The 26,623-nt window shown below is 72.6% G+C and carries 23 protein-coding genes; 12 read left to right on the top strand and 11 right to left on the bottom strand.

Going from position 1 to position 26,623, the window contains the following annotated elements; genetic code table 11:
* Positions 1–140: 140 nt before the first annotated feature.
* From ACIBCT_RS30295 to ACIBCT_RS30255, 9 genes are all read right to left on the bottom strand, one after another.
* On the bottom strand, positions 141–1,043 hold the full coding sequence (locus ACIBCT_RS30295) for an aldo/keto reductase (RefSeq protein WP_399194330.1): 903 nt from the start codon (positions 1,041–1,043) through the stop codon (positions 141–143).
* A 97-nt stretch (positions 1,044–1,140) separates the two neighbouring features.
* A complete protein-coding gene (locus ACIBCT_RS30290; protein ID WP_399194328.1) occupies positions 1,141–2,772 on the bottom strand; it encodes a wax ester/triacylglycerol synthase family O-acyltransferase in 1,632 nt (543 codons plus the stop codon).
* A gap of 187 nt (positions 2,773–2,959) precedes the next feature.
* A complete protein-coding gene (locus ACIBCT_RS30285; protein WP_399194326.1) occupies positions 2,960–4,147 on the bottom strand; it encodes a sulfite oxidase in 1,188 nt (395 codons plus the stop codon).
* A gap of 186 nt (positions 4,148–4,333) precedes the next feature.
* Entirely contained in the window at positions 4,334–6,019 is a 1,686-nt protein-coding gene (gene polX / locus ACIBCT_RS30280; RefSeq protein WP_399194324.1) for a DNA polymerase/3'-5' exonuclease PolX, read from the bottom strand.
* Between the two features lie 9 nt (positions 6,020–6,028).
* The gene (locus ACIBCT_RS30275) at positions 6,029–6,691 is read right to left on the bottom strand and encodes a cupin domain-containing protein (protein WP_399194322.1); all 663 of its coding nucleotides are present in this window, start codon (positions 6,689–6,691) and stop codon (positions 6,029–6,031) included.
* Positions 6,692–6,746: 55 nt separating this feature from the next.
* Entirely contained in the window at positions 6,747–7,586 is an 840-nt protein-coding gene (locus ACIBCT_RS30270) for a PmoA family protein (protein WP_399194320.1), read from the bottom strand.
* Entirely contained in the window at positions 7,577–8,605 is a 1,029-nt protein-coding gene (locus ACIBCT_RS30265) for a Gfo/Idh/MocA family protein (protein ID WP_399194341.1), read from the bottom strand. Before ACIBCT_RS30265 ends, ACIBCT_RS30270 begins: the two co-directional genes overlap by 10 nt.
* A 76-nt stretch (positions 8,606–8,681) precedes the next feature.
* A complete protein-coding gene (locus ACIBCT_RS30260; RefSeq protein WP_399194318.1) occupies positions 8,682–10,094 on the bottom strand; it encodes a glycoside hydrolase in 1,413 nt (470 codons plus the stop codon).
* Between the two features lie 80 nt (positions 10,095–10,174).
* Positions 10,175–11,188 carry a LacI family DNA-binding transcriptional regulator gene (locus ACIBCT_RS30255; RefSeq protein ID WP_399194316.1) on the bottom strand — a complete coding sequence of 338 codons (1,014 nt, stop codon included), beginning with the start codon at positions 11,186–11,188 and terminating at the stop codon, positions 10,175–10,177.
* Positions 11,189–11,384: 196 nt separating this feature from the next.
* On the opposite strand from ACIBCT_RS30255, the gene ACIBCT_RS30250 reads away from it, so the two are divergent.
* The 5 genes from ACIBCT_RS30250 to ACIBCT_RS30230 all read left to right on the top strand — a co-directional run bounded on the left by ACIBCT_RS30250 (position 11,385) and on the right by ACIBCT_RS30230 (position 19,207).
* On the top strand, positions 11,385–12,683 hold the full coding sequence (locus tag ACIBCT_RS30250) for an extracellular solute-binding protein (RefSeq protein ID WP_399194314.1): 1,299 nt from the start codon (positions 11,385–11,387) through the stop codon (positions 12,681–12,683).
* A 128-nt stretch (positions 12,684–12,811) separates the two neighbouring features.
* Positions 12,812–13,675 (top strand): carbohydrate ABC transporter permease, encoded by an 864-nt coding sequence (locus ACIBCT_RS30245; RefSeq protein ID WP_399194312.1) that lies wholly within the window; start codon positions 12,812–12,814, stop codon positions 13,673–13,675.
* The gene (locus tag ACIBCT_RS30240; RefSeq protein WP_399194310.1) at positions 13,672–14,496 is read left to right on the top strand and encodes a carbohydrate ABC transporter permease; all 825 of its coding nucleotides are present in this window, start codon (positions 13,672–13,674) and stop codon (positions 14,494–14,496) included. The genes ACIBCT_RS30245 and ACIBCT_RS30240 overlap by 4 nt, the downstream gene beginning before the upstream one ends.
* Before the next feature lie 45 nt (positions 14,497–14,541).
* Positions 14,542–16,050 carry a glycoside hydrolase family 5 protein gene (locus ACIBCT_RS30235; RefSeq protein ID WP_399194308.1) on the top strand — a complete coding sequence of 503 codons (1,509 nt, stop codon included), beginning with the start codon at positions 14,542–14,544 and terminating at the stop codon, positions 16,048–16,050.
* Between the two features lie 124 nt (positions 16,051–16,174).
* Complete coding sequence (locus tag ACIBCT_RS30230) at positions 16,175–19,207, top strand: endo-1,4-beta-xylanase (RefSeq protein WP_399194306.1); 3,033 nt, start codon at positions 16,175–16,177, stop codon at positions 19,205–19,207.
* Between the two features lie 117 nt (positions 19,208–19,324).
* Here the strand turns inward: ACIBCT_RS30230 and ACIBCT_RS30225 are convergent, their stop codons facing one another.
* Entirely contained in the window at positions 19,325–20,014 is a 690-nt protein-coding gene (locus ACIBCT_RS30225; protein ID WP_399194304.1) for a MerR family transcriptional regulator, read from the bottom strand.
* Positions 20,015–20,100: 86 nt separating this feature from the next.
* On the opposite strand from ACIBCT_RS30225, the gene ACIBCT_RS30220 reads away from it, so the two are divergent.
* Positions 20,101–20,577, top strand: a complete 477-nt coding sequence (locus ACIBCT_RS30220) for a DUF6194 family protein (protein ID WP_399194302.1) — start codon at positions 20,101–20,103, stop codon at positions 20,575–20,577.
* 89 nt (positions 20,578–20,666) lie between these two features.
* Here ACIBCT_RS30220 and ACIBCT_RS30215 read toward each other — a convergent pair whose 3' ends face one another.
* Positions 20,667–21,275 (bottom strand): DUF4142 domain-containing protein, encoded by a 609-nt coding sequence (locus ACIBCT_RS30215; protein WP_399194300.1) that lies wholly within the window; start codon positions 21,273–21,275, stop codon positions 20,667–20,669.
* 333 nt (positions 21,276–21,608) lie between these two features.
* Here ACIBCT_RS30215 and ACIBCT_RS30210 point away from each other — a divergent pair, with 333 nt between their 5' ends.
* The 6 genes from ACIBCT_RS30210 to ACIBCT_RS30185 all read left to right on the top strand — a co-directional run bounded on the left by ACIBCT_RS30210 (position 21,609) and on the right by ACIBCT_RS30185 (position 26,616).
* Entirely contained in the window at positions 21,609–22,208 is a 600-nt protein-coding gene (locus ACIBCT_RS30210) for a sulfite oxidase-like oxidoreductase (RefSeq protein WP_399194298.1), read from the top strand.
* On the top strand, positions 22,178–22,936 hold the full coding sequence (locus tag ACIBCT_RS30205; protein WP_399194296.1) for a ferredoxin reductase: 759 nt from the start codon (positions 22,178–22,180) through the stop codon (positions 22,934–22,936). Before ACIBCT_RS30210 ends, ACIBCT_RS30205 begins: the two co-directional genes overlap by 31 nt.
* Positions 22,933–23,205: a DUF6510 family protein gene (locus tag ACIBCT_RS30200; protein WP_399194294.1), complete on the top strand. Its 273-nt coding sequence runs from the start codon at positions 22,933–22,935 to the stop codon at positions 23,203–23,205. The genes ACIBCT_RS30205 and ACIBCT_RS30200 overlap by 4 nt, the downstream gene beginning before the upstream one ends.
* A 241-nt stretch (positions 23,206–23,446) precedes the next feature.
* On the top strand, positions 23,447–25,066 hold the full coding sequence (locus tag ACIBCT_RS30195) for an amino acid adenylation domain-containing protein (protein WP_399194291.1): 1,620 nt from the start codon (positions 23,447–23,449) through the stop codon (positions 25,064–25,066).
* A 12-nt stretch (positions 25,067–25,078) separates the two neighbouring features.
* Positions 25,079–25,297: an acyl carrier protein gene (locus ACIBCT_RS30190; protein WP_399194289.1), complete on the top strand. Its 219-nt coding sequence runs from the start codon at positions 25,079–25,081 to the stop codon at positions 25,295–25,297.
* Positions 25,294–26,616: a flavin monoamine oxidase family protein gene (locus tag ACIBCT_RS30185; RefSeq protein ID WP_399194287.1), complete on the top strand. Its 1,323-nt coding sequence runs from the start codon at positions 25,294–25,296 to the stop codon at positions 26,614–26,616. Before ACIBCT_RS30190 ends, ACIBCT_RS30185 begins: the two co-directional genes overlap by 4 nt.
* Positions 26,617–26,623 lie beyond the last annotated feature (7 nt).

The raw sequence follows: 26,623 nt of genomic DNA, 5'->3' as shown, positions 1-26,623 counted from the left end.
GGGCCGCGCCCCCCCGCCCCGGGGGGGGGGCGGGCCCGGGCCCCCCCCCCCCCCCCCCCCCCCCCCCCCCCCCCCCCCCCCCCCCCCCCCGGGCCCCCCCCCCCCCCCCCCCCCCCCCCCCCGCTCGTCTCACCCGCCGGTCAGCGGGACGCCTCGTCCAGCAGGGCCAGCTCGTCCTCCGACAGCGTCAGGTCGGCCACCGCCAGCAACGGCCGCAGCTGCTCGACGTTGCGGGCGCTGGCGATCGGCGTGGCCACCGTGGGCTGGGCGGCCAGCCACGCGAGCGCGACGGTGGCGGGGGCGACGCCGTGCGAGGCGGCCACCTTGTCCAGCGCGTCCAGGACCCGCGGGCCCCGCTCCGACTCCAGGTACTCCGCCGCCTTCGCCGCCCGGGGGCTGTCCACGGTGACCCCGGGACGGTACTTGCCGGTCAGGAAGCCACGGGCCAGGCCGTAGTAGGGCGTGCTGGTCAGCCCCTGCTCGATGACCACGTCGCGCAGGGCCCCCTCGTAGTCGCGTTCGAGGAGGTTGTAGTGCTGCTGCAGCACCCCGTAGCTGGCCAGGCCGTCCCGCTCGGAGATCCGCATCGCCTCACTGAGGCGCTCCGCGCCGTAGTTCGACGCGCCGATGTTGCGGACCTTGCCCTCGGTGACCAGCTCGTCGAACGCGCCGAGGGTCTCCTCCAGGGGCGTGTCGGCGTCGTCGACGTGGGCCCAGTACAGGTCGATGTGGTCGGTGCCCAGCCGGCGGAGCGAGTCCTCGGCCGCCGCGCGGATGTTGGCCGCCGACAGGCCGGGCCGCTCGCCCCACATGCCCACCTTGGTGGCGACCACGATCCGGTCGCGGTTACGGCGCGAGGCCATCCACTCGCCGACGATGGTCTCCGACACCCCGCCGGAGTAGAGGTCCGCGGTGTCGACGAGGTTGCCGCCCGCCTCGGCGTAGGCGTCCAGCACCGCGAACGAGTCGTCTCGATCCGCGGTCCAGCCGAATACGTTGCCGCCGAGGCAGAGAGGGAACAGGTTCAGCTCAGAAAAGCTCATGGGCTAACTCTATTTCGCGAATAATCGCGCGGTTGCCGGGCATCGGCGACGACCGGCCCCGCGAGCCGCGCTTCCACCCCGGACGCCACGACATGACCTACCGGAACAGGGAGGCGTCCCCGCCGCCGAGGTCGGCCGGGGCTCGCCGGCCCCCCGTCTGCGGGAGGTCCCCCAGCTCGTCCATGGCCTCTCGCAGGTGGTCCATCAGCCGCCACACGTCGGACACCCGGTCCGGGCAGGACAGGATGCCGAAGTCGAGCGAGCCGTCGTAGGAGAAGCAGGTGATGCTGACCCCGCCGCTCACGTCGGTCAGCACCGACATGGGGTGGTAGGCGAGCACCCTGGCCCCGCACAGGTAGAGCGGGAGCTGCGGGCCGGGCACGTTCGAGACGATCAGGTTGACCGGCGGCAGCACGATCGAGGCCAGCCGGAACACCGCGGAGGTCGCCAGCGCGGTGACGGCGGCCGGCAGCATCGACGACAGCTCGCCCAGCCACCCCGCGGGGGAGCCGGCGAAGCGCCGCTTGGCCGCGCGCATCGTGCCCGCCATGACCCGCAGGCGCTCGCGCGGGCAGGCCAGATCGGTCGGGATGGGGGTGACCATGACGGAGATCTGGTTGCCCAGCCGCCCGCACCCGCCGTCGCGGAGCGCGACCGGGACCGCGGCGATCAGCGGCCGGTCGGGGAGGGCGTCGCGCTCGCGCAGCCAGGCGCGCAGCGCCGAGGCGCAGAGCGTCATGACCACGTCGTTGACGCTGGCCCCCGCGTCCTTGGCGATCCGCTTGACGTCCGCGAGCGGGATCGACCCGAAGGCGAAGCGCCGCTCGGCGCCGATCGGGCCGTTGAACGGCGTGCGCGGTGCCGCCAGCACGGGCAGCTCGGGCAGCTCCTCCATCCTTCCGGTGACCATCCGGGTGGCCGCCGCGGCCACCTGCCGGGCGCCCGGCAGCGCCGAGGCCAGCGGCATCGTGTCGAGCTCGGCCGCCATGCGGCCCAGCGAGTACAGCGTCCGGGCCGGTTGCAGCACCGTCCTGGCCATCGCCCCGGCGAGCATCCCGGCCAGGCCGGGGGCGGTGGTCGCCGGCGCGGCCGGGGGCGCGGGCGGCTCGACGGCGCGCGGCTCGGGCGTCAGGTCAAGCAGCGCGGCGATCGTCTCCGCCCCGGACACGCCGTCGATGGCGCAGTGGTGGACCTTGGCGTAGAGGGCGACCCGGCCGCCGGTCAGGCCGTGGATCAGGTGCATCTCCCAGAGCGGGCGGCGCCGGTCGAGGTGCCGCTCGTGGATCCGGGCGACCTCCTCGGCGAGCCGGGCGTCGTCACCCGGCGGCGCGAGGGTCACCTCGTGGACGTGATCGGCCACGTCGACGCCGGTGTCCTCGGTCCAGTACGGCCGGTCGAGGCCGAACGGCACGGTGACCAGCCGCATCCTCAGCGCCGGGGTCAGGTGCAGCCGCTCGCGCAGCAGCTCGATCAGGCGCTCGCGGGTGACGGCCCCGGAGCTCCCGGCGCCCCCGGAGCCCTCGGAGCCCTCGGCGTCCCCGGAGCTCCCGGAGCCTGCCGAGCTCTCGGGGCCCTCAGGGCCCTCTGGGCCCTCGAGGCCCTCGGAGCCGCGGAAGCTCGCGGATCCCTCGGGGCACGGGGCGAGGACGGCCAGCCCCGCGACGTGGGCCGCGGTGGTCGCCGACTCGGCATGGAGGAACTGGGCGTCGAGCGCGGTCAGCTGGCGCATCGATCGAGCCTCCTGGAAGAAGGGGGGACACGCGTCGCCATCATCACCCCGGCACGTTTCCCTCTCGTTTCCCCCGCGGGACCGGGGCCGCCCTTCTGGGACGGCCGGACGGCCCGGCCGATCGTCACCGTGAGTATCCTTCCCCTTTCGCTCCGTCACCATACCTTCCGGGGGGCACGGGCCGGGATCATCCGTCCACGACGGTCACCGGGTGGCGGACGACGGCGTCGAAGAGGTAGCCGAAGTCGTTGTGCGGGGTGTGGTCGGGCTGGACGGCGCCGGTCTCGTCGGTGGCGCGGGCCAGCAGCAGGTGCGGGCCGGTCCGCTCCGGCCTCCAGACGACCTGCCAGCGGGTCCAGGCCGCCGCCGTGTTCGGGCCGCGCAACGCGACGCGCTGCCAGTGGGCGCCGCCGTCCAGGCTCACCTCCACGTCGGCGATCCGGCCGCCTCCCGACCAGGACCGGCCGCGCAGCACGTACGGCCGCCCCGCGGTCAGGGTGGCGTCCCAGGGCAGCTCGAACGCGCTCCTGACGCCCTGCACGGTCAGCGGGGGACCGCCCCCGGGCGGGTAGGCGTCGCCGAACATCCGGTAGAACTCGGTGTTCCACGGCGAGAACAGCGGTGCGGCGGAGACCTCGATGTCGCCGACCCACTTGATCGAGGCCAGGCCGATCCAGCCGGGGACGACCAGCCGTACCGGATGGCCGTGGTCGGGCGGGAGCGGCTCGCCGTTCATCTCGTAGGCCAGCAGGACGTCGTGCATCGCCTTGGCCACCGGGATCGGGCGGCGCACCCGCCCGAAGTCCACGCCGTCGTCGGTCACGTAGGCGGGGTCGAGCCCGCGGGCCATCACGTCGACGGCGTCCGGGGTGATGCCGGACCGTTCCAGCACGGTGGCCAGCGGCACCCCGCGCCAGCGGGCCACCCCGATACCGCCCAGGCCCCAGGGGGTGCCCTCGGCTTCCCGGTGCTGCTGGGAGGCGAACAGGCTCCGCCCGTTGCCCGCGCACTCGATCGCCGCGTCGCGCGTCACCGAGGGCAGCGCGAGCAGTTCCCGGTAGCCGAAGCTCCGCGGGGCGGCCAGGCCGCTGCCGTGCAGGCGCAGCCGCCAGGACTCCGCGTCGACGATCGGGGTGCGGGTGTGGTTGCGCACGAAGAACCGCTCGTTGGGCACGTGGAAGCCGACGTCGCCCATGGCCTCCCAGCGCATCTCCGCGTTGGTCTCGTGCTCGGTGAACAGCTCCGGCGGCAGCGGCTTGACGATCCCCGAGGCCGGGCGCCCCTCCCGCGCGCCGCCGTCCTCGGTGGTCATCCCGTTCCCGCCCGCCCGGTCGCGACGGTAGGCGGTCTCCTGGCGGGTCTTGTCGTACGGCATCCGGCACCACCCCTTCTTCTACATCTATTTCCTACCAGGAAAGTCTGTAATAGCGAAGGGCGGAACACCGGTGTCACCCCTCTCGTTTCGTCCCGGCCGGTGGACCCGGCCGCCACGGCCGCCACGGCCTGCCCGGGGACGCGGGGGACGCGGGCAACGCGGGAGACGCAGGTGACGCCCGCCATCTCAGCGCCCCAGGAAGGCCAGCAGCCGTTCCAGCGGCCAGGTGTTGATCACGTCGTCGGCGGTGAGCCAGCCGCGCTGGGCGACGCCGACGCCGAAGCGCTGGTTGTCCAGGTGCGGCACCGCGTGGGCGTCGCTGTCGATGGAGAACCTCACCCCGTGGTGGCGGGCCAGCCGCACCAGGTCCGAGGGGAGGTCGGAACGGTCGGGGAAGGAGTCGATCTCCAGCGCGGTGCCGGTGCGGGCCGCGGCGCGGAACACCTCGTCCCAGTCGGCGTCCACCGGCGGGCGGACGCCGATCCTGCGGGTGGTGGGGTGGCCGATGATGTGCACGTTCGGGTTCTCGCAGGCGGTGACGAACCGCCGGGTCATCTCCTCGCGCGACTGGTTGAAGTGCGAGTGCACGCTGGCCACGCAGACGTCGAACCCCTCCAGCACCTCGGCGGGCCAGTCGACCGAGCCGTCCGGGGCGATGTTCAGCTCGCTGCCGTGCAGCAGCCGCATGTCCGGGTACCGCTCCTGCAGCGCGCGCAGCCGCGCCCGCTGCTCCAGGGCCTTGTCCAGGGTCATCCGCTGCATCGCCAGGTCGGGCGCGTGGTCGGTCACCGCGTAGTAGGAGTACCCGCGGGCGTGGGCGGCGGCGACCATGTCCTCCAGCGAGGCGATCCCGTCGGTCAGGTCGGTGTGGGTGTGCAGGTCGCCCCGCAGGTCCTCGACGGTGACCAGGACGGGCAGCTCGCCGGCGAGCGCGGCGGGGATCTCGCCGCCGTCCTCGCGCAGGGTCGGCGGGATCCACGGCATGCCGAACGCCGCGAAGACCTCCTCCTCGGTCGCGGCGGCGATCACCCGTTCCCCCTCGAACAGGCCGTACTCCGAGAGCTTCCAGCCCTTCTTCACGGTGATCTCCCGCAGGTGCACGGTGTGCTCCTTGGACCCGGTGAAGTACATCAGCGCGGCCCCCCACGACTCGGCGGGGATCAGGCGCAGGTCGACCTGGACGCCGTGGGCGGTGCGGATCGAGGTCTTCTTCGGGCCGGAGGCGACGACCTCCGCGACGTAGGGCTGCGCCTTGAAGTCGTCCATCAGCGACTCGGGGCCGACCGCGAGGACGTCGATGTCGCCGACGGTGTCCTTCATCCGGCGCAGCGACCCGGCGTAGGCGATCCGCTCGGCGCCCGGCAGTGAGGCGATCACCCGCTCGGCCAGGTCCATGGCCGTCCCGGTGTGCATCCTGGCGCTGTTCTCCGCCAGGTGCTCGACTCCCTTGAGGAGGTTCTCCACGGTCTTGGCGCCGAAGCCCTTGACCCCCTCCAGCCGCCCCTCCTCGATGGCCCTGGCCAGCGCCTCGGGGGAGTCGATGCCCAGTTCCCTGTACAGGAAGACGGCCTTCTTCGGCCCCAGCGAGGCCACCCGGGTCAGCCGCCGCACCCCCTGGGGGACCTTCTCGCGCAACTCGTCGAGCTGGCGGAAGCCGCCCCGCCCCAGGTACTCCTCGACCTTCTTGGCGATCGCCTCGCCCACCCCGGGCACGCTCCGCACCGGTACGGTCGTGATGTCCTCGGCGAGGCCGGCGATCGCCTTGGCCGCCTTCTGGTAGCTGCGCACCCGGAAGGCGTCGCCGCCGTTCATCGCGAACAGCTCGGCGTACTCCTCCAGGGCGGACGCGACGTCGTCGTTAGCTCGTGCCATGCCCCCAGCCTAGAAGGCGGTGCCCTCCGGGGTGGGGTAGGTCAGCAGGTGGCCGCACATGCCGTCGCGGGGCACGGCGGGGACCCGGTCGACCCCGGCCTCGCGCAGGTGGCCGAGATCACCGGCGCGCAGGGCGTCCAGCCGCTCCCCGGTCTCCTGGGCGGCGCGCAGCGGCCCCTGGCGCCAGCGGGACTCGAAGGCGTCCAGCCGGGGCGCGAGCAGCCGCGCGGCGGCGTCCAGGAAGGCGGCGAAGGCGTCCCGGCCGCCGTCGCGGAGCGTGAGGAACCCCTCGACGGCCAGGTCCCGGCGCTCCTGCGGGTCCGAGCCCGCGGCCTCGGCGTACCGGCCGGGGTCGGCCAGGACGTCGGAGGGAAAGGTCAGGACGGCGTCACCGGCCTCGGGCAGGCCGCTGTTCTGCATCAGCACCACGATGCGCAGGCCCCCGTCGTTGACCAGGCGGTGGACGGTGCCGGGGGTGAACCGGACGACCTCGCCCGGGGCCAGCGAGGTCTCCCGGTAGCCGCTCCAGGTCAGGGTCTGCACGGTGCCGGAACCGGCCACCACCACGTACGCCTCGGAGCAGAGCGTGTGCAGGTGCGGGGAGCCGCCCCGCAGGCCGTCCGGGGCGGGCCCGTCGTAGACGGACAGGCCGCTCACGCCCACACCGAACACGGCTCCTCCTTCACGCTCGTCCCGCCCGCGCCGGTACCGGTCGCACCCGGCCCGCTCACCCCCGCGCCGGCCACGGGTGCTCCTTCACGTACGCCTCCAGCCGGTCGCGGTCCCACGCGCCGGTGGCCACCGTCATCCGGTAGCGCAGGCGCAGCGTGTCACCGGGCGGCAGCAGGAGCGGCTCGTGGAAGGCGATGGAGGGGTTGACGGCCGCGAACGGCGTGGTGCGGACGAACCAGACGGTCGGCAGGGCGCTGCGGAACAGCAGGGTGGAGGACCGGTCGACCTCGTCGTGCCTGCCCGCGTAGGCCAGCCACTCCGACTCCCGGCCCATCATCTCCGGCCCGTCGCCGCGCTCGGCGATCACCGTCCCGTGCTCGAAGGAGCGCGGCCCGCGCCAGAACAGGCCGCAGTAGCCGGCCATCGGGCGGCCGTTGGTGGTGGGACTGCCGAAGACCAGGTCGCTGCCGCGCACGTTGACGATCTCCGTGGACAGCTCCAGCGTCCAGGAGTCCTCGTCCACGTCGCGCACCTCGAAGGTGCGGAGCTCGTCCACCCAGTGCTCGCCGCCCTGGGTGTGCCAGGTCAGGCGCTCCACGCCGGGGGAGGGGAAGTCCTCGTGCCGCATGGTCCCGTTGTTCGGCAGGTCCACGTACCCGGCGGCCTCGCGGACGTAGCTGCCGCCGCCCCAGAAGTTCTCCCCCGACAGGTCCGAGACGGTGAACTGCAGCCCCCGGTGCCAGCGGTGGTCGTGCGGGCGGTAGGCGCTGACCACGTCGCCGGCCGTCGTGCGGATCGGGTGGAAGTACGGTTTCGGCGACTCGAAGACCGGTGTCTCCGGCACGTACACGTAGCGCAGGATCGGCACGCCGCGTTCGGTGAGGGTCAGCTCCATCCGCGTCCGTCCAGCCGGTCGTAGAAGGGGTGGCCGGGGACGAGGTCGGCGCGGAGCACGGGCCGGCCGGTGGCCGCCGAGGCGTACAGGCCGGTGGCCAGCTCCAGCGCCCGGCGCCCGTCCGCCCCGCCCATGGGCGGGGGCTCGCCGCGCTCATAGGCGTCCAGCAGCTCGGCGAGCTGGGCCTCGTGCGAGCTGGGCAGGTCCTCGGGAGGGTTCCACAGCGCCGAGGTGGAGCTCCAGTCGGCGTTGCGGTAGCCGTACAGGTGGCGCAGCTCCACGGTGGCCTCGGTGTAGTCGAAGCGCAGGTAGCTCTCCTCACGCCGCGACAGCACGCTGTTGACGACCGAGGCCATGGCGCCGGAGTCGAACCGGACCATGGCCATGGAGACGTCCTCGGTCTCGATCCGGCGCTCCAGCGTGCCGGTCATCGCGCGGATCTCCGTCCAGTCGCCCAGCACCGAGAGCATCAGGTCCATCTGGTGGATGCCGTGGCCCATCGTGGGGCCGCCGCCCTCGGTCTCCCACCGGCCGCGCCAGGGCACCTCGTAGTAGGCGTCGTCGCGGTACCAGGTGGTGACGCAGAGCGCGACCAGCGGGCGGCCCAGCTCGGGCGCGAGCGCGCGCAGGTGCCGCGCGCCCGAGCCGAAGCGGTGCTGGGAGACGACCGAGGCGCGGCCGGCCCCCTCGGCCGCCGTGATCAGGTCGTGCTCGGCCAGCGACAGGCAGGCGGGCTTCTCGATCCACACCCAGGCGCCCGCCTCCAGGCAGGCCACCGCCTGCGCGGCGTGCAGGTGCGGGGGCGTGCACAGGTGGACCAGGTCGGGCCGCTCGGCCTCCAGCATCTCCTCCAGCGAGGTGTACGCCCCCTCGATGGAGTGCTCGGCGCAGAACGCCTTCACCCGCGCCTCGTCCACGTCCACCGCGGCCACCGGCCGGACCCGGTGGGCCTGGGAGCGCAGCGCGGGCAGGTGGCAGATCCCCGCGATGCCGCCGGTGCCCACCACCGCCGCCCGGATCACCGCCCCCTCCCCGCGGCGCTCCGCGACAGGGGGGACGTTCCGGGCGAAGGTGACAGGGAGAGACTCATGATCCTCATCGTACGACCACGGTCGTCAGGGAGCGCGGCGGCAGGACGAGGTCGCGACCGCCTCGCAGGCCCGGCAGCGGGGTGGCGGTAAGCGAGTTCCCGGTGTCGGTCAGGTAGGAGGTGGCCCGCCCCGGCCTCGTGGTGACCTTGGTGGAGACCTCGGTGGTGGCGGTGTTGAGGATCTCGACGACCTCCGAGCCGTCGGCGTTGCGGAAGGCGGTCACCTTCAGCGCCGGGTCGGGCGCCTCGGCGGCCAGCCGGACCGCGCCGGGCCGGATGAAGCGGCTGTAGGCGGCCAGCGCCCACAGGCGCTTGGCGACGCGGTAGGTGGAGGTCGCCTGGTCGATCTGGATCAGGCCCCGGGTGGTGCCGCGCGAGGCCCCGAACCAGAAGACGTAGCCGGAGACCCCGCCCAGGGTGAACGAGTCGTGGATCTGCTGGGCGACCGCGAAGCCGTCGTAGCCGCTGCCGTCGTCCCACGCCTCGTTCCAGGTGTCGCCGTTGGGCGACCACTCCGACATCCAGGTGGGCCGGTCGGTGGGCAGCGGGCCGTCCACCGGGCTGACGTAGGGGTGCCCGGTGTGCGTGGCGACCCACCTGCGCGCGATCGGGTCGGCCTCGATGGCCTTGGTGTACTCGCGCTGCTGGGCCCACCCGGCGGCGTCGCAGCAGGCGACCTTGATGCCGGCGCGTGCCGCGACCGGGCCGAGCACCTTGACGAAGTCCGCGGCCTCGGCCGGGGTGAACCGCATCGAGGCGTAGGAGACGGTCAGGTCGGGCTCGTTGGTGAACCCCAGGTCGGTGACGCGGATGCCCTCGCGGGCGTAGAACTTCGCGTACTGCACCAGGTAGTTCGCGTACGCCTTGCGCCACTCCGGGAGCAGCGAGCCGCCGTTGCTGTCGGAGCCGTTGTCCTTCATGTAGCCCGGGGCGCTCCAGGCGTCGGCGTAGAAGCGCTTCACGCCGTACCGCCTGGCCTCCTTGGCCAGCCACACCTGGCCGCCGTCGTCGCCGTCCCAGACGTACTTCGGCGGCGCGTCCGGGCCGCCCGGGTCGACGGGCTGGATGGAGGACATCAGGTCGTACGGGCTGCCGGTGGGGGAGGAGCCGATGCCCAGGCGCAGGATGCTCAGCCCGGCCCCCTTGGTGGGGCTGAGCCACAGGTCGAGGATCTCCCGCTGTGACGAGGCGGGCAGCGCGCGGACCAGCTCGTTGCGCCGGAACGCCTGGGAGAAGCCGAAGCCGTCGATCCGCTGGAGGGTCCGGTGGCGCTCCAGGCGGATCTCCGGGGCGGTCCGCGAGCCGGCCCGAGCGGTGGTCGTGCCGTTCTCGGGCCCGGCCTGGGCGGCGGCCGGGACGGAGCCGAGCAGGGGGAGCAGGAGGATCGGTACCAGTACTGTCCTGCGACGTCGAGACATGCGGGGACCCGCTTTCCGAAACTTTCACAAGATTACAGATACTTTTCGTGTGAGTACCGTAGACGTCACGCGGGTGAGCGTCAACGCCCGATCGGCGGCGAGGTGCTCTCCCGCACGACGAGCTCGGTGGCCAGCTCCACCCGCCGGGGCTCGCGCCCGCCCGCGGACGGGTCGAGCACCATCCGGGTGGCCAGCGCCGCCATCTCCTGGAGCGGCTGGCAGACCGTGGTCAGCGGCGGCCAGGCCGAGCGCGCCAGCGGCAGGTCGTCGAAGCCCACCACCGACAGGTCGCCGGGCACCCGCAGGCCGCGCCGCCTGGCCGCCTCCAGCACGCCGAACGCCTGCATGTCGCTGCCGGCGAAGATCGCGGTCGGCGGGTCGGGCAGGGAGAGCAGCTCGTGCCCGCCGTCGCGGCCGGAACCGACCAGGAAGTCGCCGTACCCGATGAGCGCGGGGTCCACCGGCACGCCCGCGGTCTCCAGCGCGGCGCGGTAGCCGTCGACGCGGGCCCGGCTGCACAGCATGCCGGGCGGGCCGCCGATCATCCCGATCCTGCGGTGCCCCAGCTCCAGCAGGTGGCGGGTGGCGGCCAGCCCGCCGTGCCAGTTGGTGGCCCCGACCGAGGCGACCCCGGCCGGCGGCTCGCCGTCGGGGTCCACCACCACGAAGGGGATGGACCGGGCGGCCAGCCGGTCGTGCCGGTCGGCGCTGATCCGCGAGCCGACCAGGATGGCCCCGTCGGTGTGCCGGGCGGCGATCCGCTCCACCCAGTCCCGGCCCGGCCCGGCCCGGTCGTGCAGGACCGAGATCACCACGCCGGCGCCGACCTCGCGGGCCGAGGCCTCCACCCCGCGCACCAGCTCCATCGCCCACGGGCTCTCGATCTCGGTGAACACCAGGTCCACCAGCCCGGCGGGACCGTCGCCCTGACCGCCCCTGCGCCGGTAGCCGTGCTCGCGCAGCAGCCGTTCCACCCGCTGCCTGGTCGCGGGGGCGACCTCCGGCCTCCCGTTGATGACCTTTGAGACGGTGGGCGCGGAGACCCCTGCCCGCTCGGCGATATGGGCGATCGTCACGCGCCTTGTGGTCGACATGAGTCGAATACTAAACGAAAACTTTCGGTAACCTCACCATCCATACCGGGACGGACGCCGGGACGGGAGGGACACGGGATGGGATCACTACCTCGGCGACTATTGACGCGTAACCGCCGGTTTACCTATTCTCCGGGACACGAAATATTCGGGGTACATATGAAACTTTCTAGCCTCACTCCCGAAAGGGGATCCCATGCTGAGTCGGCGAGGCGTGGTGGCTCTGGCGGTATCGACGCTGCTTCTCGGAGCTTGCAGCACGAGCGGAGAAGGTGGCGGGGCCACGTCCGGTGCGGCCGCCGGCTCTGACAAGGTCACCTTCGAGTTCTGGAACCTGGCGACGGCAGAGCCGATGAAGACGTTCTGGGCGGAGCGCATCAAGGAGTACCAGGCGGCCCACCCGAACGTGACGATCAAGAACATCGCCATCGAGAACGACTCCTACAAGCCCAAGCTGGCCACGCTCACCCAGTCGGGCAAGGCACCCGACCTGTACTCCACCTGGGGTGGCGGCGTCCTGAAGCAGCACGTCGAGGCGGGACTGGTCAAGGACCTGACGTCCGACGCCGCCGACGTCATCGGCGGCATCACCCCGGCCGCGCTGTCCGCGTACCAGTTCGACGGCAAGACCTACGGGCTGCCCACCGACATCGGCATGGTCGGGTTCTGGTACAACAAGGCGCTGTTCAAGAAGGCCGGCATCACCGAGCCGCCCACCACCTGGACCGGCTTCCTGGACGCGGTCAAGAAGCTGAAGGCGGACGGGACCACCCCGATCGCCCTCGCGGGCAAGGCCAAGTGGCCGGGGCACTACTACTGGTCCTACCTGGCCATGCGGGTGGCCGGGCTGGAGGCGTTCAAGCAGGCCGGCTCCACCAACGACTTCACCGGGCCCGACTTCGTCGCCGCCGGCCAGAAGCTCAAGGAGCTCGTCGACCTCCAGCCGTTCCAGAAGGGCTTCCAGGGCGCCGACTACTCCACCCCCGACGGCCAGGCCGCGACCATGGGCAACGGCAAGGCCGGCATGGAGCTGATGGGCCAGTGGGCCCCGTCCGTGCAGAAGGACTCCGGCAAGGGCCTCGGCGACGACCTCGGATTCTTCACCTTCCCCGCGGTCGAGGGGGGCAAGGGGTCGCCCGGCGACGCGTTCGGCGGCGGCGGCGGCCTGGCCGTGGGCGTCAACGCCCCGCCCGCGGCGCTGGACTTCCTGAAGTTCTCGCTCAAGGCGGAGAACCACAGCAAGGCCGTCAAGGCGGGCGGCGTGCTGCCCGTGCTCAAGCAGGGCGAGGAGGCGGCCGTCACCGACCCCCACGTCAAGACGGTCTCCGAGACCCTCGCGGCCGCGACCGGCTTCCAGCTCTACCTCGACCAGGAGTACCCGCCCGCCGTCGGCCAGGAGATCAACGACTCCGTGGCCGAGCTGATCGGGGGCACCAAGACGCCCGAGGAGGTCGTCAAGAGCATCACCGAGACGGCCAAGGCGGAGTCGGAGTAGCCGCCCGGATGAAGACGATGACAGGGCCGGACGCGCGTCCGGCCCTTTCCCCCGAGGGGCCCGCACCGGCGCGAAGGCGCGGGCGCGGGTCCCGGCGGGGGCGCGGCTGGGTCACCGCGATCCTGTTCGTGCTCCCCGCGCTAGTCCTGTTCGCCCTGCTGGTGCTGGCCCCGATCATGGTGGCCGGCTACACCAGCCTCTACAAGTGGAACGGCATCGGCCCGCCGAGCAACTTCGTCGGCCTGGACAACTTCACCCGGTTGTTCGCCAGCGACATCTTCGTCGGCGACCTGCGCAACGGCGGCATCCTGATCGTGCTGGGCCTGCTGGTGCAGCTGCCGCTCTCGCTGGGCCTGGCGGTGATGCTGAACCAGCGGATCCGCGGGCGCGCCTTCTACCGGCTGCTGTTCTTCGCGCCGTACATGCTCTCCGAGGCGATCATCGGCGTGCTGTTCTCGCTGATCCTCTCGCCCGAGGCGGGCCTGGCCAACCGGATCCTCGTCTCCTGGGGGCTGGAGCCCTGGACCTGGCTGTCCGAGCCGGACACCGTGATGTTCTCGCTCTTCCTGGTGATCACCTGGAAGTACTTCGGCTTCCACATGATCCTCTACCTGGCCGGCCTGCAGAGCATCCCCAAGGAGCTGAGCGAGGCGGCCAGGATCGACGGCGCCGGCAGCTGGAACGTGTTCCGCCACGTCACCCTGCCGCTGCTCGGCCCCACCATCCGGGTCAGCGTCTTCCTGTCCATCATCGGCACCATCCAGCTCTTCGACCTGGTCTGGATCCTCACCGGGGGCGGGCCGTCGCACGCCTCCGAGACCATGGCCGTCAGCATGTTCGAGTACGGCTTCAAGCGATCCCAGATCGGCTACTCCAGCGCGATCAGCGTCGTCATGTTCCTGATCAGCCTCGTCTTCGCCCTCGGCTACCAGCGGTTCGTCCTGCGCCGGGACCTGGAGGGGGCCAGCACCACCATGGGAGACCGCCGATGATCGCCCGGCTCCGCACGTTCCCGATCCACGCGATCATCTGGGTCGCGGCCGTCTTCATCGTCGTGCCCTTCCTGTACGGCCTGCTGGGGGGTTTCAAGACCTCCGACCAGCTCTCGGGCAACCCGCTGGGCCTGCCGTCGCCGTGGGTGACCGGCAACTACACCGACGTGATCCTCTCCGGCACGTTCTGGCGCCAGTTCCTCAACAGCCTGTTCGTCGCGGTCGTCACGACCGTGCTGGTCGTCGGCCTGTCGGCGATGGCCGCCTTCGCGTTCGCGCGGTTCGCCTTCCGGGGCCGCGAGTTCCTGTTCACGCTGTTCGCCGTCGGGCTGATGTTCCCGTTCGCGGTGGCGATCCTGCCGCTGTTCGTCCTGCTGCGCACGTTCGGCCTGCTGGACAACCCGCTGGGGGTGATCCTGCCGCAGGCCGCGTTCGGCCTGCCGCTGACCGTCATCATCCTGCGGACGTTCTTCCGGTCCATCCCGAGAGAGGTCGAGGAGGCGGCCATCATCGACGGCTGCACCCCCTTCGGCTTCTTCTGGCGGGTGCTGCTGCCGATCGCCCGGCCCGCCCTGGCCACGGTCTCGGTCCTGGCCATCGTGGCCAGCTGGAACAACTTCTTCCTCCCGCTGGTGGTCCTCAACGACCCGAACCTGTGGACGCTGCCGCTGGGCGTCCAGCAGTTCCAGGGGGAGTACATGGCCGACACCGCCAGGATCCTGGCCTACGTCATCGTCTCCATGGTCCCGGCTCTGGCCTTCTACGCCGTCGCCGAGCGTCAGCTGATCAGCGGCCTCACCGCGGGCGCCACCAAGGGCTGATCCCGTCCTCGTTCATCCCGTTCGTCGTGTAGGAAGCGAGAAACAATGACCCTGAGCGTTGCCGGATCCCGTCTCGTCGACGCGGCCGGCACCCCGGTACGGCTGCGCGGAGTGGGCCTCGGGGGCTGGCTGAACATGGAGAACTTCATCACCGGCTACCCGGCCAACGAGGCGTCGATGCGCACGGCCGTCCGGGAGGCGCTGGGCGAGGAACGCGCCGAGATGTTCTTCGACCGCCTGCTCACCTCCTTCTTCGGGCCGGACGACGCCGCGCTGCTGGCCGGGCTCGGCACCAACTGCGTCCGTATCCCGATCAACTACCGCCACCTGGAGTCCGACGACCGCCCCTTCGAGATCGACGAGCACGGCTTCCGCCACCTGGACCGGGTGATCCGCCTGCTCGGCGAGCACGGCATCTACAGCGTCATCGACCTGCACGCCCTGCCCGGCGCGCAGAACCAGCACTGGCACTCCGACAACCCCACCCACATCGCGGCGTTCTGGCAGCACCGCCACTTCCAGGACCGCGCCGTCCACCTGTGGGAGGTCATGGCCGACCGCTACCGCGACAACCCCTGGGTGGCCGGCTACAACCCGGTCAACGAGCCCGGCGACCCGAGCGGGCAGGTCGTCGGCCCCTTCTACGACCGCCTGGTCAAGGCCGTGCGCGCCGTCGACCCGGGCCACGTGCTGTTCCTGGACGGCAACACCTACTCCACCGACTTCTCGATCTTCCGCGAGGTGTACGAGAACACCGTCTTCGTCTGCCACGACTACGCGCTGGCCGGGTTCGCGCACGGCGGCCCCTACCCCGGGCACACCCGGGGGGAGTGGGTGGACCGCGAGCAGCTGGAGCGCTCCTTCGAGCGCCGGACCGTCTTCCAGCGCGAGACCGGCACCCCCATCTGGGTCGGCGAGTTCGGCCCGGTCTACACCGGCGACCCGGAGATCGACCGGCAGCGCTACCAGATCCTCCGCGACCAGCTGGAGATCTTCGACGCGCACGAGGCCGGCTGGTCGCTGTGGACCTACAAGGACGTCGGCCTGCAGGGGCTGGTCTGCGCGGGCGAGCCGTACATGAGCCGGTTCGGCGACTTCATCGCCAAGAAGCAGCGGCTGGGCGCGGACCGGTGGGGATCGACGATGGAGGAGGCGGCGAGCGAGCTGGCGCCGCTGCACCGGCTGATGGAGACCGAGTTCCCCTCCTGGGACCCCTACCCCTGGGGCGCCCGGTACCAGGTCGACGACCTGATCCGGCACATCCTCATCGCGCAGGCGCTGCTCCCCGAGTACGCCGGGCTGCTGCGCGACCGCTCCGACGAGGAGCTGGTCGCCCTGGCCGACTCGTTCGCGCTCGCCCGCTGCAGCCGGCGGCAGCCGCTGCTCGACCTGCTCGCCGAGAACCTGCGCGCCGGGGATCCGCTCGGAGGGGATCCCCTCGGCGGGAACTCGCACGCGGGAAACCCGAACGCGGGGAGCTCGGGCGCGCAGGACCCGCACGCCGGGGATCCGCTCGGGAGGGAGCCGCTCGGGCAGAACTCGCTCGGGGCCTGACACCCGACGGCTCCTAGGTAGATATCCGGAAAAATCCGGAAAGGCGTGGTATCCCGGGAAGGCCGTCGCACCCCCCACCGTCCCATTCGTTTCCACTCCTACCTGACCGAGGAGCACCGGAAAGATGCGCGCCCCCCGGCCGCGGGCAACGGCCCTGGCCCTGCTGTCCCTGTCCCTGCTGGCCGGAACGGTGGCGGGCCTGCCCGTCACCCCGGCCGCCCACGCCTCCACGGCCCACGCCTCCGCCACGCACACGTCCGTCGCGCAGGCGCCCGCCGCCACGATCGTCACCTACGACTTCGAGTCCGGGCCCCAGGGCTGGGAGCCGCGGGGCTCCGGGGTCTCGGTCGCGACCACCCCCGACGCCGCGCACGGCGGCGCCCGCTCCCTGCTCACCACCGGCCGTACCGACACCTGGCACGGCGCGGCCGTCACCCCGCCGTTCGAGAAGGGCGTCACCTACGAGGTGTCCGCGTGGGCGCGGGCCGCGGCCGGGCAGGAGTCCTCGACGGTCGCGCTCACCGTGCAGCGCACCCCCGCCGGGGGCGAGGCCGTCTACGAGCGGGTCGCGGCGGCCACCGTCACCGACTCCGCCTGGGTCCGCCTGACGGGCACCTACACCTACACCGCGGACTCCGCGCTGTCGCTGTACGCCGAGAGCTCGGTGGCGACCGTCGCGTTCCACCTCGACGACATCGTGGTCACCGCCGACACCGACCCGGCCAGGTCCGGCCTGACCAGTGACTTCGAGACCGGGACCGCCGAGGGGTGGACCTCGCGCGGCGGCGCCGTCCTGACCGCCGAGGCGGACTCGGCGCACGACGGCGCGTACGGCCTGGGCGTCACCGACCGGCAGGCGTCCTGGGACGGCCCGTCCCGGACGGTGCTCGGCAAGCTGGCCAAGGGATCGAAGTACGACCTGTCGGTCTGGGTGCGCAGCGCCACCGCCCAGAGCGTGAGCCTGTCGATCGAACGACGCTCGGGCGAGACCCCGTCCTACGACCGGGTCGCCGGGCCCCGCGCCCTGGCCGCCGGCGAGTGGACCAGGCTCGCGGGCACCTACCTGCCGGCCCACGACGTGGACTTCCTGAGCGTCTACGTCGAGTCGGCCGAGGGGACGGCGCCGTTCGCCGTCGACGACTTCCGGCTGGCCTACATCGAGCCCAAGCCGGTGCAGACCGACATCCCCTCGCTCAAGGACACGGTGCCGTTCACGATCGGCGCGGCCTTCTACCGGGGCGCCACCCTGGGCGAGCACGCCAAGCTGATCACCAAGCACTACGAGAGCGTCACCCCGGGCAACAGCCTCAAGTGGGACGCCACCGAACCGGCCGAGGGGGAGTTCACCTTCGCCGAGGGCGACCACCTGGTGGACTGGGCGACCGGCAACGGCCTGCGGGTGCGCGGCCACACCCTGGTCTGGCACAGCCAGACGCCCGCCTGGGTCTTCGAGGGCGCCACCAAGGAGGTCCTGCTGCGCCGGATGGAGAACCACATCCGCGCGGTGATGGGCCGCTACAAGGGCAGGATCGACACCTGGGACGTGGTCAACGAGGTCGTCGACGAGAACCGGCCCGACGGATTGCGCCGCTCCCCGTGGTTCGAGATCGCCGGACTGGACTACATCCGCACCGCCTTCCGGGTGGCCCGCGAGGTCGACCCGGACGCGACGCTCGTCATCAACGACTACAACACCGAGTTCCCCCGCAAGCGGCAGGCGCTGTACGACCTGGTCGCGAAGCTGCGCGCCGAGGGCGTCCCGATCGACGCGGTCGGCCACCAGCTGCACGTCAACGTCGAGCAGCCGCCCGCCTCGTACATCGAGGACACGATCGAGAAGTTCGCCGGCCTGGGCGTCGAGCAGCAGGTCACCGAGCTGGACGTGAGCGTCTACACCGACTTCGTGAGCTCCTACGAGACGGTCCCGGCCGAGGTCCTCGCCCTGCAGGGGCACCGGTACCGGGAGATCTTCGACGTCTTCCGGCGCCAGGCGGAGCACCTGTCGTCGGTGACGATCTGGGGCGTGGCCGACGACGCGACCTGGCTGTCCACCTTCCCCATCGCCCGGCTGAACCCGCCGCTGCCGTTCGACGACGAGCTCCAGGCCAAGCCCGCGTACTGGGGCATCGTCGATCCGTCCAGGCTGCCGCCGCTCGTCCGGTCCCTGGACGTGCCCGCGGGCACGGTGCGGGTGGACGGCAAGCGGGACGGCGAGTGGGACCTGCTGCCCGGCGCCCCCGTGCCCCGGGTCGGCGGGCTGTCCGCGACCTGGCAGGCGCGCGTCGCGCCCACCGGCGCGTCCGGGGGCCTGTACGTGCTGGCCGAGGTCGTCGACGCCACCGGCGACAGGGAGGACACCGTCACCTTCACCGTGGACGGCACCCCGTACCGCGTCCGGCGGGGCGGCACGCACGCCCACGGTTTCAAGGCGCACACCAGGCCGACCGCGACCGGCTACCGGGTCGAGGCGCTGCTGCCCCTGCGGGCCGGTACGGGCACGACGGCCGACGCGCGGGTCGTGGTGGACGACGCGACCGGCGGGGAGACGTCCTGGACGGGGAGGCTGACCTTCGTCCCGGCCGTCAGGACCGCCCTGGCGCCCAGGGGCGCGCCCGTGGTGGACGGCGTCGCCGAGGCCGCCTGGAACAGGGCGCCGGAGATCGTCACCGGCACCCGCGTCCAGGGCGCCTCCGGCGCGACCGCCAGGGTCAGGGCCGTGTGGAACGCCGGGGTCCTGTACGTCCTGGCCCGGGTGACCGATCCGGTGCTCAGCGAGGAGTCGCCCGACGCCTGGTCGCAGGACTCCGTCGAGATCTTCGTGGACCCGCAGAACAACAAGACCAGGGGGTACGACGACGACGACGGCCAGTACCGGGTGAGCTTCACCGGCAGGCGGACCGTGGGAGGCACGTTCGACGCGTTCGCGGTCCGGGACAACCTGACCGCCGCGGCCGTGCGGACCTCCGGCGGCTACGTGGTCGAGGCGGCCATCAGGCTGCCCACCGTCACCCTGGCCAGGGACACCCTGCTCGGCTTCGACGTGCAGGTCAACGATGCCACCGGCGCCGCCCGCACGGCCGCCGCGACCTGGAGCGACCCGACCGGGCGCGGCTACGTCGACACGTCGAGGTGGGGCGTGCTCCGGCTCGTCCCGTAGTCGCCCACCGGCCGTCCGTCGGCCGTCCGTCACGTCCCGGCCGCCGGGTCCCGCTCCACGAGGGCGGGACCCGGCGGCCGGTCGTGTGCCGTCCTCCCGCTCCCGGCCCGGGACCCCCTACGCCGGTGGGATCAGCGCGGCGAGGGCGGCGGCGGCGTCGAGGAGGGCCCTGGAGCGGGTGTCGATGGCCGCCTCCCGGGCGGACAGCGCGGCCGTCACCTCGTCCCACCGGCGGGCGCCGCGCAGCTGCGGCATCAGGGCGCGGAGCGCGGCGACGCGGTGACCGGCCCTGCGCAGCTGGTGGACGATCCGCGCGTCCCGCACGTCGTCGGGGAAGTACCGCCGAGGCCCCGACGGGGAGTCCCGGCGGGGCACCACCAGGCCCTCCGCGTCCCAGTGCCGCAGCGTCGAGGTCCGCACTCCCAGCGCGACGGCGAGCTCGGAGACGCTCATGACGTCCGACGGGCGTACGTCGCCGATCGGCTCCTCGGAGATCGTCGCGGCGGCCCGCCTGGCCAGCGCGAGGTCCCGCCGCTCGGTGTCGAGCCGGGCGTGCGCCGCGTCGAGCAGGGCGAGCAGCTCCGGCAGGGGACGCGTGTGCGCCGCGCGCATGATCCGCCTGGCCTCGACCGGCCCCGTCCCGGCCGCGAGAGCCCGGTAGGCCAGCGCCGAGCGCACGTGCGTATCGTCGTAGACCCGGTACCCCGTGGCGGTGCGCGCCGCCACGGGCAGCACGCCCTCGCGTTCGAGATCGCGAACCTGCTGGACGGAGCACCCGGCACGCCGTGCGACGTCGATCGTCCTCATGACGGCGACTTGCGACTTCTCACCGGTCCACCTGGGAGTGTCCGGAGTGAAGTCTCCACAAGCACATGAATGAAACGCTACAGCACATGAGCATCGACGAGATCATCGAATTCCTCGGCGGCCTGGAGGGGGTCCTGGTCCTGCGGCCGGTGCCCGGCGACGGCTCCCCCGAGATCAGCTGGGGCGACGCGTTCTTCTACCACGCGCCCGACGGCAAGGTCCCGGAGCGGACCCAGCCGTTCGCGACGATCGTGACGAAGGACTACCCGGACGACCGGCGCTCACGGCTGGACCGCCCCGGCGCCTTCCGCCTCAACCTCTTCGCCGGCAAGGACGCCTTCGCCCGGCACACGGGCCGCGGGCCGCGCGACCCGGAGCCGGACGGGACCGACCCGAGCGTGGCCGACACCGTGATCGCCCACCCCGTCTACGGCCCCCTGGGCTGGCTGGCCGTGGTGAACCCGGGGCCGCGGACGGAGCCCGTGGTCCGGGAGCTGCTCCGCGCGGCCCACGAGCTGGCCCGTTCCCGCCACCTGCGGCGTGCCGGCTCGGAGTCGCCGTGACCCCCGGCCCTGCCGTTCCCCGGCCCTGACCGGCCCCGCTCCACCGGGAGCGGGGCCGGGCAGGAGCCCGCGGTCGCCGGTGAGGTGGCTCAGCTCTCCGAAGGGCTGGGAGACGGGGTCTCCTCGGCCTGGAGCAGCATGTCGAGGTGCCTCTGCACGGCCGGCCTGGCGGTGACGGCGATCTGCTTCACCTCGGGCGACGCGCCGCTCGCGATCTCCTTGTCCACGTCGGCGAGGGTCGCCCGGTGACCGGCGATCTGCACGGTGATCCAGGCCCTGTCGAACTCGGCGCCGTTCAGCGCCGCCACCTTGTCCAGCTGCTCGCGCTGCGCGGGGGCGGGTGCGTCGGGGAGTGTGACCCCGAGCCGGCCGGCCACCTGCCGTACCGTCGCGTCGAGCCTCGTGTGGTCGGCGATGAACATCTCGCCGAGCTCCAGGACGGTGGCGGCGTTCGGCCGCCCGGACTGGTCGGTGGTCTTCTGCCGGGCCACCCTGCCCGACTCGATCTCGAAGAGGTTGGACTGGTGCGCCTTGACCAGGAAGTCCTTGTCCTGCTGGCTGGCGGCCTGCGGCGAGCCCGTCGGCGCGGAGGGGTCGGCGGGCGCCGGAGGCGGCGGGGGCGGTGAGAACGCGAAGGCGGTGGTGCCGCCCGTCATGGCCAGGACGGCGGCCAGCATAATGATCAGCTTTCGAAGCATCGGATCCTCCGTCGGTCCACGATCGGGAACATCACTCCTTTCACATATGCGCCTATCCACGTCGACATAGCGCTTTGGGCGGTAAATCCTGACAAAAAGACTCATGCGCTTCGTTGGTACGGCGGCCGCCCCACCCGGGGGAGAGGCTCTTCTGGATACGCCCGGTTGCTGGGTATCTGACCGAGTGTGATGAGATTTACCTGTCGCGTCCGTTCGCGTCGCGGCCGGTCCGGGGCCCGCCACGGCCACCGGGCACCGACCGGTCAGGTCGGTCAGGTCGGTCAGGCCGGTCAGGCCGGACCGGCGGATCCCGTCACACAGGAGGTGGGCGTCATGGGCATCGTCTCGCCCGGGTTCTTCGGCCGCCGCCGCGCCGCCAACCCGGACCTGCCGCCGGGGCAGTACCTCACCGAGGACTTCCCCGTCCTGTCGGCCGGCCCCACCCCGCACGTCCCCACCGACGAGTGGGCCTTCGAGATCGTGACCGAGACCGGCGAGACGACCCGCTGGACCTGGGCGGAGCTGGGCGCGCTGCCCCTGGAGCGGTTCACCGTCGACCTGCACTGCGTCACCAAGTGGTCCAAGCTCGCCACCACCTGGCAGGGGGTGTCGCTGGACACCCTGCTGGCCGGGGTGGAGACGTCCGCGGAGTACGCCCTGGCGCACTCCTACGGCGGCTACACCACCAACCTCCCGCTGGAGGACCTGCTCGACGGGCGGGCCTGGATCGCGACCCGCTACGACGGCGACCCCCTGGACCCCGAGCACGGCGGGCCCGCCCGGCTGCTCGTGCCGCACCTGTACCTCTGGAAGAGCGCCAAGTGGGTACGCGGCATCCGGCTCCTCGACGAGGACCGGCCGGGGTTCTGGGAGGGCGCCGGCTATCACCCCTACGGAGACCCATGGCGCGAGCAACGGTACTGGGGCGACTGACCTGGCGGGTCGCCACGGTCGCCGCCGTACGCGACGAGGCCCCCGGGGCGCGCACGATCGTCCTGGACGTGCCGGGCTGGCCGGGCCACCTGGCCGGCCAGCACCTCGACGTGCGGCTCACCGCCCCCGACGGCTACTCCACCCAGCGCTCGTACTCCATCGCCTCGGCCTCCGGCGGGGACCGGCTGGAGCTCACCGTCGAGCTGCTGCCCGACGGAGAGGTCTCCCCCTACCTCGCGGGCGTCCTGGCACCGGGCGACCCGCTGGAGGTGCGCGGCCCGATCGGGGGCTGGTTCGTCTGGCGTCCCGAGACGCCGGAACCGGTGCAGCTCGTCGCGGGCGGTTCCGGCGTGGTCCCGCTGATGGCGATGATCCGCGCCCGCGCCGCGGCCGGTGCCGACGCGCCGTTCCGGCTGCTGTACTCGGCGCGCGAGCCCGGGACCGCCCTCTACCGCGCCGAGCTGGACCGCCTGGCCGCCGCAGGCTCCGGCCTGGAGGTCACCTACGCCTACACGCGCCGGGCGCCCGAGGGCTGGGGACGCCCCGCGGGCCGCGTCGACGCGGACCTGCTCGCGCGGGCCGTCTGGCCGCCCGGGCGGGAGCCCGCCGTCTTCGTCTGCGGGCCCACCGGCTTCGTCGAGACGGTCGCCGACCTGCTCGTCTCCGCCGGGCACGAGCCCGGCCTGATCCGCACGGAACGCTTCGGCCCCAGTGGAGGACGACCATGACCCAGGACCACATCGACGGCAACGCCGCAGGAGGAGCCCTGCGCGACGTCTTCGCCGTCGACCTGACCGCCGCCACCGGCCGCTGCTCCACCTGCGACCGGTCCCTCGCCCTGGCCGAGGCGCACCTGTACACCCACGCCCCGGGCCTGGTGGCCCGCTGCCCCGGGTGCGGGGAGGTCGTCTTCCGGCTGGTCCGCGCGCCCGGCCGGGCCTGGCTGGACATGCGCGGCATGACCTGCGTCGAGTTCGAGCTGCCCGCCCGGCCCTGACGCCCGCCCGGCCTTGAGGCCCCGCCCGGCCCTGGCGTCCCGCCCGTCTCCGGCGTCCCGTCCGTCTGCGGCGCCCCGGTCCGCCGGGCCCGGCGTCCTGCGGTCGACACGTATTCCGATGTTCCGGCCATTGTGGCGTCGCCGCAGCTCGGAATGGGTGCCCGGCTTTTCGGTATGAGTTTTCCGGGATTGTGGTTCCGACCGGAAATCACGCTCACATCAGCTATTTTTCGCCAGAATTATGGCGGTTTTCCTCTCTCGTTACAAAGCGCACCTTGGTATAGCATCCCTGGCATTTGGTATGGCATCCAAGGAAGGCGCAGCCGTGCCCGAACCGCACCACGACGTAATAACGGCATTCGCCGATACGGCCAGCCGAAATCCCGACCGGACGGCGATGACGCACAACGGCCGATCCCTCACCTACGCCGAACTCGACCTGTGGGTGCGTGCCACGGCGCGAAGGCTCGGCCCGGATCCGGGAGTCGTCGGAGTGGTCACGTCGCGGTCGCCGGCCACCGTGGCCGGACTGCTCGGCACGCTGGCCGCGGGCGGTACGTACTGCCCCATCGATCCGGCGTACCCGGAGCCGAGGCGTCGGGCGCTGGCGGCGGCGGGCGGATGCCGCCTGGTGATCACCACCGGGCCGGAGACGCCCGTGCCACCGGGGACGCTCCCGGTGCGGCTCCCCGGCCTCTCCGAGGCCGCGCGGGCTTCCGGTGACACGTCCGGAACCGCGCCGGTGGCCTTCGCCACCGGCGATCCCGGCGACCCGGCGTACGTCCTGTTCACCTCCGGCTCCACCGGGGAGCCGAAACCCGTGGTGACCCCGCGCGGGGCCATCGCCACCGCGGTCGGCGCGCTGCGCGACCTGTTCGGCCTCACGCCGGCGGACCGCGTGCTGCAGTTCGCGTCGCTGAACTGGGACACCTGCTTCGAGGAGATCCTGCCCACGCTCACCGCGGGCGCGACGCTGGTCTTCCACGACCACGCCCACTCGGGTTCCTTCCGGCGGATGCTGCGGATGCTCGACGCCGAGCGGGTCACCGTCCTGGACCTCCCCTCGGCGTTCTGGCACGAGCTGGTACGCCACCTGACGGAGGAGCGGGCGACGCTGCCCGCGTCCGTGCGGATGATCGTCGTCGGCGGGGAGGCGGTCAACCCCGCCCGGCTGGCCGACTGGTGCGCGCTCGACACCGGCGCGATCCGCCTGGTCAACACCTACGGGTGCACGGAGACCACGCTGGTCACCCATGCCGTCGACCTGAGCGGCCCCCTCGCGGCGAGCCGGCCGGCACCCTGGAGCCCCGGGGAACGCGTGCCGATCGGGCACCCCCTGCCCCATGTCCTGCAGCACCTCGGCGAGGAGGGCGAACTGCTCGTCGGCGGCCCGTCGCTGGCGCTGGGATACGGGGGCGGGCCGGACGCGAACGCGGAACGGTTCGTCGAGCTCGATCTCGGCAGCGGTCCCGAGCGCTACTTCCGCACCGGTGACCGGGTCGGCCGCGGGGCCGACGGCATGCTCGTCCACGAGGGCAGGCTCGACCACGAGCTCAAGGTGCGTGGCGTCCGGGTGGACCCGGCCGAGGTGGAGGCCCAGATCGCCGGTCATCCGCAGGTGGCCGCCGTGGCGGTGGCGGGCGTCACCGTCGCCGACCACACGACGCTCGCGGCCTACGTCGTACCGCGCTCGCCCGGCGGCGCCGTGACGCTGGCCGAGGACGTCCTGAACCACCTGCGCGACCGTTCCCCGGCCCATCTCGTGCCCGGCCGGATCACCGTCGTGCCGGAACTCGTCCACACGGCCAGCGGAAAGGTCGACCGGACGGGCTCGCACCGGCGATACGCATCCACCACCTGAAAGGGGTTTCCTATGAGCGTGGACGAGTTGACCGACATATTTCGGAACATTCTAGAAAATAGCAGCATAAATAGCGACTCAGACTTTTTCATCATGGGCGGGGACTCCCTGCTCGCCACCCGCGTCCTGAGCGCGATCGCGCGCGCCTGCGGCGTGGAACTGGACTTCGACGACTTCCTGGACGCGCCCACCCCCGAGGCCCTTTACAAGAAGATCGCGAGCCTGACGTGAGCGTCGTGGTCGTCGGGGCCGGGCTGGCGGGCCTCACCGCCGCCGCCGACCTGGTGGCCCACGGCCTCGAGGTCACCGTCCTTGAGGCGCGCGACCGGGTCGGGGGCCGTACGCGCGGCATCGAGGTCGCGCCCGGCGGCTGGGTGGACGCCGGGGCGGCGTACCTGGGCGACCGGCACACCGCGCTGACCGCCCTGATGACCGGGCTGGACCTGAAGACGACGCCCGCCGCCGTGGCCGGGGACAGCCGCTTCGCGCTCGGCGGCGACGAGCGCACCAGGCCCGGCCGGTTCCCGCCGCTGTCCGCGGTCGCGCTCGGCGAGATGTTCGACGCCCTGGACGAGCTGGTCCGCACCCCGGGCCTGGACGCCCCGTGGTCGGCGGCGGACGCCGCCCGCCTCGACGCGCTGACCGCGGCCGAGTGGGCGCGCGAGCACCTGCGCCATCCGGACGCGCGGCTGTTCTTCCCCCTGTTCCTCGGGGAGATGATGGCCGCCGACCCGGCGGACGTCTCCGTCCTGCACATGGCGTTCTACCTCCGCTCCGGGGGCGGGATCCGCTACCTGAACGCCTTCGAGGGCGGTGCGCAGGAACACCGGATCGCCGGTGGGGCGCACCTGTTGTGCGAACGGCTGGCCGCCGGGCCGGGTGTCCGGGTACGCCTGAACGAGCCGGTGCGCGCGATCCACCAGGACGACGACGGCGTGACCGTGACGACCCCCGCCGGATCGCTGCGGGCCGACGCCGTGGTGGTCGCGGTGCCGCCGTCACTGGCCGGCACGATCGACCACCGGCCCGGGCCGCCCGCACCCCGCTCCACCGGGCGCACGGCACCCGGGTGCGCGGTGAAGGTGCACCTGGTCTACCCGGCGCCCGCCTGGCGGGAGCACGGGCTGTCCGGCTGGTCGGTCAGCGCGCGGGGCCCCCTGCTGTCCACCGTGGACGACTCGCCCGCGGACGGCGGGGTGGGCGTGCTGACCGGATTCGTGACCGGCAGGGAGGCGCACCGGTTCTCGCGGCTGTCCGTGGACGAGCGGCGCGAGCGGGCACTCGCCCAGGCCGCGCGGCTCTTCCCCGGCCTGCCGCGGCCGATCGGGTTCCACGCCACCGACTGGATCGGCGAGGAGTACAGCCGCGGATGCTACGCGGCGCTCTTCGGACCGGGGGACTGGCTGCGGCTCGGCCCGCACCTGACGACCCCGCACCGGCGGGTGCACTGGGCCGGCACCGAGACGAGCGTGGAGTTCTTCGGCCTGATGGAAGGCGCCGTCCGGTCGGGGCACCGGGCGGCCGCGGAGATCATCGCGACGTACAGATGAAGGGACA

The organism is Streptosporangium sp. NPDC050855, from assembly GCF_044456585.1.
In the GTDB taxonomy this organism is placed as follows: Bacteria; Actinomycetota; Actinomycetes; order Streptosporangiales; family Streptosporangiaceae; genus Streptosporangium; species Streptosporangium longisporum.
Note: the sequence above shows the minus strand (reverse complement) of the source record. Positions and strands in the feature narration are given on the sequence as shown.